Raw genomic sequence first — 10,136 nt, forward strand, 5'->3', positions numbered from 1 at the left:
CGAGCTCCGGCATCCGATGCACGCGCTAAAGATTAGAACCCAAGAAAGTGGGATCAGCCCACTTTTTTTTATGCCTTCATGACAGACAAACAAACAAACGGAAAGAGCAAAACCAAACAATTTGATAGCATTGTCCGGGACACCCTGGCAAATACCGATCTGGAAGTTGTGCTTACTGAATATAAGCGCGAGGGCCAAGAGTGGGTATTGCGCGTGTTCATTGATCACCCTGACGGTGTGACCCTCGACCATTGCGGTCAAGCAACCCATCTGGTGGCCGACGCACTGGAAGAAAACGATCCCATCGCCACCGCTTACCGCATTGAAGTATCCTCGCCGGGCGTTGATCGGCCGTTGGTCAAGCTCGCTGATTTTGAACGTTTCCTTTCCGAACGCGTTTTTGTCAAAACTCACAAGGCGTTTGAGGGTAGCAAAAAGTTTACCGGCACCTTGCTTGCCTGTTCCGCCGAATCCGTGCGGGTTCTCAACGAACACGATCAGAAGGAAGTCGACATTCCTTTTGAGTTGATTTCCAAAGCGACCTTGAAACCGATTTTGAACTTTTCTTAGGAGCCCAGCGATGACGTCGCAACTATTGCCCATTATTGACCAGGTAAGTCGTGAAAAAGGTATCGACCCTGAGATCATCATCTCGGCGGTCGAAGAAGCCGTCATCGCCGCTTCCAAGAAAGTTTTCAAAAACGATGAAAACTTTGCCGTTCAGCTCGACCGCGGTACGGGTGAGCTGGAAGTGTGGGCCATCAAAGAAGTTGTATCCGAGGTGGTGAATCCTCGCCGCCAGTTGCCGATTGAAGACGCTCAGCTTTACTACGAAGGCGTTTCCGAAGGCGACATGATTCAAATCAAAAAAGAAACCACCGAGTTGGGTCGGATCGCCGCCCACGCCGCCAAGCAGGTCATTCTGCAAAAGGTGCGCGACGCCGAGAAGGAAAAGGTGTTTAAAGAATTTTCCGACCGAATGGGTGAGGTGGTTACCGCCGTGGTCCGTCGCTTCGAGCGCGGCAATGTAATTGTGGACTTGGGCAACAATGTCGAAGGCATTATGCACAAGGACGAGCAGTCGCGCAATGAACGCTACAGCCAAAACGACCGTACCAAAGTGGTCATTGTTGGTGCCGACCGCAGCACCAAGGAGCCGCAGGTAAAGGTTTCTCGTTCGGACGCCCGTTTGCTTATCAAACTGTTTGAAATGGAAGTACCCGAGGTTTACGACCAGACGGTGGTGATCAAAAACGCCGCGCGGGAGTCCGGGGATCGTTCCAAGATTGCGGTTTACTCAACGGACGGTGACGTCGATCCGATCGGCGCCTGTGTTGGTATGGGTGGCTCGCGTGTGCGTAGCATCATCCGTGAGTTGAAGGGTGAGCGACTGGACATCATTCGCTACTCCGACGACATCTCCCTCTTCGCTTCCAACGCTTTGAGCCCTGCGAAAATCAATCGGGTCATCATCGCGGATCCTATGGATCGTCGCTTGGAAGTGATTGTAGACGAAGATCAGCTTTCTCTGGCCATTGGCAAGAAAGGGATTAATGTGCGTCTGGCGTCCAAGCTGGTCGGTTGGACGATTGAAGTAAAAACCGAAGAGCAAAAACGTGTCGAGGCAAGCGAGGCTATGGAAGCTTTGTCGGCACAAGCTGCTGAAGAACCCGAAGTAACTGAAGAAACCGAAGCGTCCCTGGAGCCCGCCGCCGAGGCGGTAGACCCGGATAATGAGGTAGTACCCGCCGATTACGACGATGAAGTGGTCCCCGACGATGAGGACGGCTATGTACCCGGCGAAGATGACGATGAGGAAGATGAAGAAGGCGACGAAGGTGTGTCGCTGGTTTACCTGGACGGCTTGTCGGAAGAACGGCGAAAAGTCTTGGAAGCCTACAGCATCTTCTACATCGAAGACCTGCTCTACACCGATCCGGGTGTGCTCAATAAGATCCCAGAGCTTTCGGAAGACGACGTAAACGAAATCATTCAGCTCGCCAAAGCTTATGAGCAGGAGTTTGGCGAGGAAGACGACACTGAAGAAGAAGAGTAAGACACGATTTGATCAGACAGTATGTTTGTAGGGTGATGGAGGTCCTTGAATGGCTGTAAGGGTGTACCAAATTGCGAAGGAGTATTCGCGCTCCGCTGAGGAGATAATGGATATACTCCGTTCCTCGGGCATCCCTGTTTCATCGCACACGGCGGTTTTAGACCAACATGCCCTCCACACCGTGCGCGCCAAACTTGGGAAGTTCGAATTGACCGTGGTTGACGGCGATAGCCGTGCGACTATTGGGACGCGAAACGAGAAAAAAAATAAGGGTGGAAAAGGCAAGCAACAGCAAAAGCCTGCCCCGAAGCTTCAGGTCCGCATCATTAAGAAGGACCAAGCGCAGGAAACCGCTGAGGCGGAAGAAAGCGCGCCGAAGGAAGCTGAAGCGCCCAAACCGAAACGACCTAAGCTGAAGAAACGCAAGCGCAACACCTCATTGGAAGAGCGCATTAACCAGGCGGCCCGCCAGGATGAGGCACCCGCGAAACCCGCGGAAGCCAAACCTGAAACGGGTTCAGAGTCTGCCCCCAAGGCGGCACCGACCGGGGCGAAACCCGCCCAGAGTGGTGCGCCCGCGGCCGAGCAGAAGCAGCCTGAGCGTCGCGACTCACGCGAAGGCGGTCAGCGCGACAATCGCGGTGGTTACAACCGCGACGGTGATCGTCGTGACAATCGTGACGGTGGCCGACAAGGCGACAACCGCGGCGGCTACAACCGTGACGGTGGTCCGCCACGCGACAACCGCGGCGGCTACAACCGCGACGGTGGTCAGCGCGACAACCGCGGCGGCTACAACCGCGACGGTGGTCCGCCACGGGACAACCGTGGTGGCTACAGCCGTGACGGCGGCCAAGGCGGCCAAGGCGGTGGTTACCGCGGCGGCCAAGGCGGCCAAGGTGGTGGTTATCGCGGCGGTCAAGGCGGCCAAAGCGGTGGTTACCGCGGCGGCCAAGGTGGCCAGGGCGGCCAAGGCGGTGGGTATCGCGGCGGTCAAGGCGGCCAGGGCGGCCAAGGCGGTGGTTATCGCGGCGGTCAAGGCGGTCAAGGCGGTCAAGGTGGCCAAGGCGGTGGTTATCGCGGCGGTCAAGGCGGCCAAGGCGGTGGATACCGCGGCGGCCAAGGTGGCCAAGGCGGCCAAGGCGGTGGATATCGCGGCGGCCAAGGTGGCCAAGGCGGCCAAGGCGGTGGATATCGCGGCGGCCAAGGCGGCCAAGGCGGTGGTTACCGCGGCGGCCAAGGCGGCCAAGGTGGCGGTTATCGCGGCGGCCAGGGCGGCCAAGGTGGACGTCCCGGCGGTGGGCAAGGTGGTGGTTACCGCGGCGGCCAAGGTGGCAATCGCGGCGGACAGCGTTCCCGTCAGCCTGCTACGACAGATATGTTGCGCGAACAATTTACGATGGCACAGCCTGCCGCGGGTGCCGCCAAAACCAACACGATGCGGCTTAAAGGTCCCAACAAGCCGCCGGGTCGTAAAAAGAAAAAGAAGAAAAATCGCAATGAAGAGCAGACCCACAAGATCAGACCGGTATCGGTAAACAAGGTTGAATTACCGTCCGAGGAGCTTGGCATTATCATGCTTTCCGAGGGTGTTACCGTAAAGGAACTGGCTGAGAAGGTGGATCGCAAGGCCAAGGACGTCATCAAACGCCTGTTTGAGAAAGGTATTATGGCGACCTTGAACCACGTGCTTGAGAGTGAACTCGCGATTGAGATTGCCAAGGACTTTGGTTACGAGGCCGAGATCGTCAGTTTCGAAGAAGATCTGCAGTTGCAGGAAGACGAAACCCTGATCTCCAACGAAAGCGACGGTACCGATAGCCTCATCGAACGCGCGCCGATTGTGACCATCATGGGTCACGTTGACCACGGTAAAACAACGCTGCTTGATGCGATTCGTTCCACCAAGGTGGCCTCGGGCGAAGCGGGCGGCATTACCCAGCACATCGGTGCTTATGCGGTACAGCACGACGAAAAAGACATTGTGTTCCTGGATACACCGGGTCACGAAGCCTTTACCAAAATGCGTGCGCGTGGTGCCTCGGTGACCGATATCGTCATTCTGGTTGTCGCCGCCGACGACGGCGTCAAACCGCAAACGATTGAAGCGATTAGCCACGCCAAGGCGGCCAAGGTTCCCATTATCGTTTGTGTCAACAAAATCGATAAGCCGGAAGCGAACCCCGAACGTGTGAAGCAAATGCTGACCGAGCACGAGTTGGTCGTTGAAGACTTCGGTGGCGACAGTCCCTGCGTTCAGGTTTCCGCCAAGAAGGGTCAAGGCATCGATGAATTGTTGGAAATGATTCTGTTGGTTGCCGAACTGAACAATTACACCACCAACCCCACGCGGAAAGCGCAAGGTACGGTGATTGAAGCCAAGTTGGATCGCGGTCGCGGTCCGGTTGCGACCTTGATTGTTCAAGACGGTACCTTGAAAATCGGCGATTACTACATCACGGGTTCGACCTACGGTAAAATTCGTGCAATGCACGACGATCTCGGCGCCAATGTCGAGGTGGCCACGCCAAGTACCCCGGTTGAGGTGCTCGGTATCCAGGAAGTACCCGCCGCGGGCGATATCTTCCGCGTGGTGAACGACGAAGCCACGGCCCGTCAGGTTTCCGCGTTCCGTAAGGAAAAGGTCAAAGAAGACCAGTTCCGCCGTCAGAAACACACCTCGTTGGATCAGCTGTTCAGCAACCTCAAGCAAGACGAAATCAAAGAGTTGCGCTTGATCATCAAGGCTGACGTACAGGGTTCTTTGGAAGGTATGGCCTTCGCCCTGAACAAGTTGGAATCCGAAAAAGTCAACCTTCGCATTGTGCACCAAGGTGTTGGTAGCATCACGGAAAACGATGTCTTGTTGGCGGCGGCTTCCGATTCAATCATCATCGGTTTCAACAACAAAGGCGAGAAGAAGGCCATGGATTTGGCGGAACAAGAGCAAATCGACGTTCACTTCTACTCGGTTATTTACGAGGTTGTTCGCGAGATCGAAGCGGCAATGGTTGGCTTGATTGCACCTGAGTACCGTGAGAAAGACGTGGGTAAAGCCATTGTCAAGCAGGTCTTCAACGTGGCCAAACTTGGCGCGGTTGCCGGTTGTTCTGTCGAGACCGGTTACGTCAAACGTTCTTGTGGCGTGCGTGTCATGCGCGGTGAAGATGAACTCTTCAAAGGCGAATTGGCCACACTCAAGCGCTTCCGTGACGACGTTAACGAGGTCAAAGCGGGTACTGAATGTGGTATCGGCATTAAAGACTTTTCCGAATTCCGCGAACAAGACCAATTTGTCTTCTTCGAAATGGAAAAAGTGTTGCCAACCAAACTGTAGCGCGCCCGCGTGCCCAATCCTACGGCCGTGTTTTACACGGCCGTTTTTTGAACCCATCACAAATAAATCGGCTGATGTCCGGCCTACAGCGCTTTCCTCGCGGTTTCCGCGAGAAAAGAGCCTCGCGCAATGTCCTGTTGCGTTAGGAGCGCCGTTTTTATTCCTGTCCGCATGGTTTCCAAAGATTTCAACCAAAAATCCTTGTGAGAACAGCGTGCTTGCGAATGAGAACGGCGCTTGTTGTCGGCAGGCCCGGTTTTCTTGGTGCGGCCTGACTGCTTGCGCCCGGTTCTTTTGATTCCGTGCCGGCCCTCGGTCGCTTTCAGCCCGTATGTCTCCTGGTGAACCCTTGCTAGGCATGTGGGGCAGCGTGGAAGGAGGTCTCCATGTCGACACATCGTCTCAACAATTTAGCTGAACAGGTCCGTCAAGTGCTTAGTTATGCGCTTAGTTTCGAGATGCGAGACCCCGGCTTTGACGGGGTCACCATTACCCGTGTTCGTCTCAGCCCCGACCTACAATTTGCCGATGTGCTTTTTACCGAATTGGATGACGATACCAATCCCGAGGTACCGATCGAGTCGTTTCGTCGTGCCAAGGGTGCGTTGAAACGCATTGTGGCGCAACGCGTACAGATGCGCCGGGTGCCTGAGTTGCGTTTCCATGTCGATGAAGACGTGGTTGCGGAACGCCGTATTGGGAAAATTCTCGAAACCATGCACCAAAACGACGATCAAGCCGACGCGACCGACGCGGCGTCCGGCGAAACCCAGGAATAACGACTCATGAATCAAGCTTGGTATCCTTTTGTTTTTCTGCCCATCCACAAACCGGTTGGGCCGACATCGCACGACATGGTTGCCCGCGTTCGCCGCTTGTTGCCACGCAAAACCAAGGTGGGCCACACCGGAACCTTGGATCCGTTTGCCTCGGGCATTTTGTTGATGGCGGTTGGGAAAGCGACCAAATTCGCCGACTTTTTACATGAACTTCCCAAGCAGTACATGGCCGAAATCCGTCTGGGCGTGCGCACCAACACGCTGGATCCAACCGGGGAAGAGGATTTGACCATGCCGGTGCCCGCGTTGACCCCGGAGAAACTCGAGGCCGTGCGCCAATCCTTTTTGGGGCCCTACGACCAAATTCCACCCGCCTTCTCTGCCAAAAAGGTGCAGGGCAAGAAGAGTTACCAACTGGCGCGGAAAAACCAAGCGGTTGATTTACCACCGAAACGGGTAACCTTGCATGAATTAGAACTGACGCAAAACGCCCCGGATCGGTTGATGTGTCGTGTGGTTTGTTCGACCGGTACCTATGTCCGTGCTTTAGCGCGAGATATCGGCGAAGCTTTGGGAACCTGTGCCTCCCTGACCACCTTGGTGCGTGACAAGGTGGGCGATGTTTCCTTGGATGCCTGCGCCGACGTGGACAAACTCACCTTTGAGGAGCTGGGTCGCTGGAGTTTGCCCGTGAGCCAGGTGCTGTCGCGTTTTCCGGAAGTGGCCTTGCCCCATCGTGCGTACACCTTTTTTATCGAAGGTCGCCCATTCCACACCGACCAATCGTTGCCGTCCGAATTTTTGGCGGTTTTCAAGCGGGGCGAGGAAATGGGGGCCGTGTTCCGCTGTAAGGCGGACAAGGGGACGGTGGCGCCGCGTGGTTTGTGTTACTTGGCACCCGACCTCCAATAGGTGTGGAAAGGATGTCGCCGCGCGGCGAAGTGCGCTAAGATTTGACCGCGTTGCATAGCGGCCCGTTTTCGGCGCCGACCCCTGTTCCAAACCAAATGGTTATCAGGCGGGTTCCTGCAACAGCCTGGAGGCGGACATGGAAAACGGGGAAACCCTCAAGCAGCAACGCATCGCGGTCATAGGTGCCGGGGTAATGGGATGCGCGCTGATTAAAGGCATGTTGGCGGCGGGCCGTATTACCCGCGACAATGTGTGGGCCGTGGTGGCGACGAGCAATTCCCAAAAGCGGATTGCCGAGGAATTGGGTATTCGTGTTTACCGCGATTTGCCGGTCGACGAAATCGCCCAAACCGATACCTTCCTGATTTGCACCAAACCCTACCGCGTCGTCCAGGTACTCGATCAGCTAAAGGCGTCGAAGGCGTTGAAGCCCTCGGGTCTGGTGGTATCGATTGCGGCGGGCACCACCATTAAACAAATTGAAACAGCGTTACCGAACTACGCGGTGATTCGCGCCATGCCCAACACGCCCAGTTTGATTCGCGCCGGGGTGACCGTGCTCGCGGCCGGTTCCCATTCGCAAGACGATCACATGTTGGTTGCCCAGGAAATTTTCCAATCGGTCGGCAAGGTGTGGCAGTTGGATGAGCGCCATTTGGATGCGGTGACGGCGGTTAGTGGATCGGGTCCGGCCTACATTTACCTGATCCTTGAGTCCCTGGCGGACGGCGCGGTAAAAGTGGGCTTGCCCCGTGATATCGCGTTCCAGTTGGTATCACAAACCATGTTGGGTGCGGCGATGATGGTACAAGATACGGGCAAGCACCCGGCGACCTTAAAAGACGAGGTCACCACGCCGGCGGGTTGTACGATCAGCGCGCTGCTTACCATGGAAGACGGCCGCATTCGCTCCACATTGGCGCGGGCCGTGGAAGAAGCAACCCGAACCGCTGCCGGTTTGGGGAACGCTTAGGATGCTCGAGGTGGAAGCGATGGCGCCGGATTGGGAAAACCTACTTGAAGATTACGACACGGATTTAGCTGATTTGGGCGTGGCCGTTTTTGCGTTCGATGGCTTGGTCGCTTACTTGGAAATGGTGTGGGAAGAAAATCAGCGCATCAACTTGTTTAGCCGCAAGATGGAACCCCGTGTGCTGATTGAGGCGCACTTGCTGGATTCCCTCGCCGCGCTTCCTTTCCTGCCGGATGTTGCGGCGGTTGCCGATTTGGGTACCGGCGGCGGTTTTCCCGCGATTCCCTTGGCCTTATGCCGCCCGCAAACGCGCTTTTTCCTTTTTGAGAAAAGTCCGCAAAAGAACCGCAGCCTGCGCCGTTTTGAATCCTTGCCGCTCAAGTTGGAAGTCATGGGTGCGATTCCCGAGGACGGCGTGTTGCCCAAGGCGGTTAAGTTGGTGACGGCGCGCGCGTTTAAGCCGATTGGGACCATGCTTCACTTGACCCGTCCCTTTTACGAAAAAGGGGGTCGTTACATGTTGCATAAAGCACGACGCGAGAAAATCGACAGCGAGCTGGCGGCATGTGGCGCGGATGTGAAGGCGCGAATTCAGGCTTTGAAAACCTATGGCGGCGCCGAGGAACGCCACCTTGTTTGGATCAATGACTGATTGAGGGGTAACCGGTTCGTCGTTGTGATGCCGGTGCCTATTGTTCGTCCCTGCCCAGCATGTTCCTTTCCCGTTCAAAGTGTTGGAGCGCGGCCAGGATCATTGTCTCCTCATTGGCCGTGTCTTGTGGAGTGTAGGCTTCATCCGGGCGCGTGGGGTTGCTTTCGAGCCGTTGGCCCGCCGGGGTGGTTAAGTCGGCAACCGGGGCTTGGAGCCGGTAACCGTGGGGCAGATCGAAAATCATGCTGGGCAGCACCAAACCTTGGGTGGGGCTGCCAATCAGGCGAGCGCGGCCGTATTCCTGCAGCGTCGCCGCAAAAATTTCCCCGGAACTCGCCGTCCAATAATCAATCAGCACGACGAGGGGGCCTTGGTAAAAACGATCCTTGCGTTTGGCGCGGTGAACTTTGATGTTGGGTGTTAAGCCGGGGCGGTGCTTGTTCTCGCGAACCTCGTGGAAAAGGGCTTTGCCGTGGGGAATCATGAAGGACATGAGGTGCTTGAGGTTGCTGATCTCACCGCCGGGATTGGAGCGTAAATCCAGAATCAAACCGCCGGCGCCGGTTGCGTTTTCGAACAAAGCCTCAACCACATCTTCGTCATAGGTGCCGTTGTCAAAACTCGGGATGCGCAGGAAATAAATGTTTTGGTTGAGAATGCGTACCGGGCCGGGGCGTTCCTTGGCGTAAAGGCTGTTTTTGAGAACGCCGTCGCGTCCGATGTCCTTGTGCCGCCAGGAAAGGGCGTAAATCTGGTCTTCGTTTTTGCGTAGCTGGGAGAGTTTGGTTGCGGGCTCCCCATTGATTCTGGTGATCAGGTCGCCGCCTGCCAAGCCGAGGCGTGCCGCGGGACTGCCGGGCGTGACCCAAGTAATCATGAGGCCGTTTTCGGCCGGCATGGGATAAATTCCGAGCCCGCGTTTGCTGCCCAGTCGTTTGCGGCGCTCCGCCCGTTTGGTTTTGATTTTCACGTGGGAGACGCCGAACTCGGAAAGTGCGAGGTTCACCGCGTTCAGGAACGCCGTCTGTGAGTCGGCCGCTTCGATGGCGCCGCGGTGTTTGGCCAGATGGTCGGACCACCGCGAGAAATCGGTTTCCAGCGCAAAGGCTTCACGGTGGAGGATGCTTTCGATTTTGGCCAAAACCGCTTCGCGTGCCTCGCTTCCGGGCGGTTTTTCGGCGTGAACCGGCGCGGCGAGGACAAAGCCAAACAACAGGCACCACCAGAAAACGCGGCCGACGGTTGGGAAAAAGGTGCGGGAAGAGACGAGGTGCATGGTGTGAAACCTTCCTGGTGGTGGTTCGCCTATTGTAGCGGATTTGGACGGGAACACCGGTATAGAGAATTGAGGCGATTCGCGGGGATTAAGGGCGTTTTTTATTGTTGACGGATGACGGCCGCCTCGGCTTAAGTTTTCTGGAAACATA

The 10,136-nt window shown here is 56.2% G+C and carries 9 protein-coding genes and 1 pseudogene; 8 read left to right on the top strand and 2 right to left on the bottom strand.

The features are described 5' to 3' along the window. Positions 1 to 78: 78 nt before the first annotated feature. The 3 genes and pseudogenes from J3U88_RS00700 to J3U88_RS35195 all read left to right on the top strand — a co-directional run. Positions 79 to 570 (top strand): ribosome maturation factor RimP, encoded by a 492-nt coding sequence (locus J3U88_RS00700; RefSeq protein ID WP_243435716.1) that lies wholly within the window; start codon positions 79 to 81, stop codon positions 568 to 570. Positions 571 to 580: 10 nt separating this feature from the next. Then, entirely contained in the window at positions 581 to 2,056 is a 1,476-nt protein-coding gene (gene nusA / locus J3U88_RS00705; protein WP_207856194.1) for a transcription termination factor NusA, read from the top strand. Between the two features lie 49 nt (positions 2,057 to 2,105). Continuing rightward, positions 2,106 to 2,243: pseudogene (locus J3U88_RS35195) on the top strand (translation initiation factor IF-2 N-terminal domain-containing protein); the annotation flags it as partial. A 423-nt stretch (positions 2,244 to 2,666) separates the two neighbouring features. Here the strand turns inward: J3U88_RS35195 and J3U88_RS34095 are convergent. Beyond that, positions 2,667 to 3,449, bottom strand: coding sequence for a hypothetical protein (locus J3U88_RS34095; protein ID WP_243435717.1), 783 nt, complete (start codon positions 3,447 to 3,449; stop codon positions 2,667 to 2,669). A 6-nt stretch (positions 3,450 to 3,455) separates the two neighbouring features. Between J3U88_RS34095 and infB the strand changes: the two genes are divergently transcribed. The 5 genes from infB (at position 3,456) to J3U88_RS00730 (ending at position 8,709) form a co-directional block, all read left to right on the top strand. After that, positions 3,456 to 5,393, top strand: coding sequence for a translation initiation factor IF-2 (gene infB / locus J3U88_RS34100; RefSeq protein WP_243435718.1), 1,938 nt, complete (start codon positions 3,456 to 3,458; stop codon positions 5,391 to 5,393). A gap of 386 nt (positions 5,394 to 5,779) precedes the next feature. Continuing rightward, positions 5,780 to 6,172: a 30S ribosome-binding factor RbfA gene (rbfA, locus tag J3U88_RS00715; RefSeq protein ID WP_207856196.1), complete on the top strand. Its 393-nt coding sequence runs from the start codon at positions 5,780 to 5,782 to the stop codon at positions 6,170 to 6,172. A gap of 6 nt (positions 6,173 to 6,178) precedes the next feature. Beyond that, complete coding sequence (gene truB, locus J3U88_RS00720) at positions 6,179 to 7,084, top strand: tRNA pseudouridine(55) synthase TruB (protein WP_207856197.1); 906 nt, start codon at positions 6,179 to 6,181, stop codon at positions 7,082 to 7,084. Positions 7,085 to 7,220: 136 nt separating this feature from the next. After that, on the top strand, positions 7,221 to 8,057 hold the full coding sequence (proC, locus tag J3U88_RS00725) for a pyrroline-5-carboxylate reductase (RefSeq protein ID WP_207856198.1): 837 nt from the start codon (positions 7,221 to 7,223) through the stop codon (positions 8,055 to 8,057). A gap of 1 nt (position 8,058) precedes the next feature. Further along, positions 8,059 to 8,709 (top strand): 16S rRNA (guanine(527)-N(7))-methyltransferase RsmG, encoded by a 651-nt coding sequence (locus tag J3U88_RS00730; protein WP_207856199.1) that lies wholly within the window; start codon positions 8,059 to 8,061, stop codon positions 8,707 to 8,709. 37 nt (positions 8,710 to 8,746) lie between these two features. Here J3U88_RS00730 and J3U88_RS00735 read toward each other — a convergent pair whose 3' ends face one another. Then, entirely contained in the window at positions 8,747 to 9,985 is a 1,239-nt protein-coding gene (locus tag J3U88_RS00735; RefSeq protein WP_207856200.1) for a S41 family peptidase, read from the bottom strand. Positions 9,986 to 10,136: the final 151 nt, after the last annotated feature.

It is taken from the genome of Acanthopleuribacter pedis (assembly GCF_017377855.1).
Classification (GTDB): domain Bacteria; phylum Acidobacteriota; class Holophagae; order Acanthopleuribacterales; family Acanthopleuribacteraceae; genus Acanthopleuribacter; species Acanthopleuribacter pedis.

Coding starts and splice junctions, on each gene's coding strand:
- J3U88_RS00700 (WP_243435716.1), top strand. CDS start 79: ATGACAGACAAACAAACAAACGGAAAGAGCAAAACCAAACAATTTGAT.
- nusA (WP_207856194.1), top strand. CDS start 581: ATGACGTCGCAACTATTGCCCATTATTGACCAGGTAAGTCGTGAAAAA.
- infB (WP_243435718.1), top strand. CDS start 3,456: ATGGCACAGCCTGCCGCGGGTGCCGCCAAAACCAACACGATGCGGCTT.
- rbfA (WP_207856196.1), top strand. CDS start 5,780: ATGTCGACACATCGTCTCAACAATTTAGCTGAACAGGTCCGTCAAGTG.
- truB (WP_207856197.1), top strand. CDS start 6,179: ATGAATCAAGCTTGGTATCCTTTTGTTTTTCTGCCCATCCACAAACCG.
- proC (WP_207856198.1), top strand. CDS start 7,221: ATGGAAAACGGGGAAACCCTCAAGCAGCAACGCATCGCGGTCATAGGT.
- J3U88_RS00730 (WP_207856199.1), top strand. CDS start 8,059: ATGCTCGAGGTGGAAGCGATGGCGCCGGATTGGGAAAACCTACTTGAA.
- J3U88_RS00735 (WP_207856200.1), bottom strand. CDS start 9,985: ATGCACCTCGTCTCTTCCCGCACCTTTTTCCCAACCGTCGGCCGCGTT.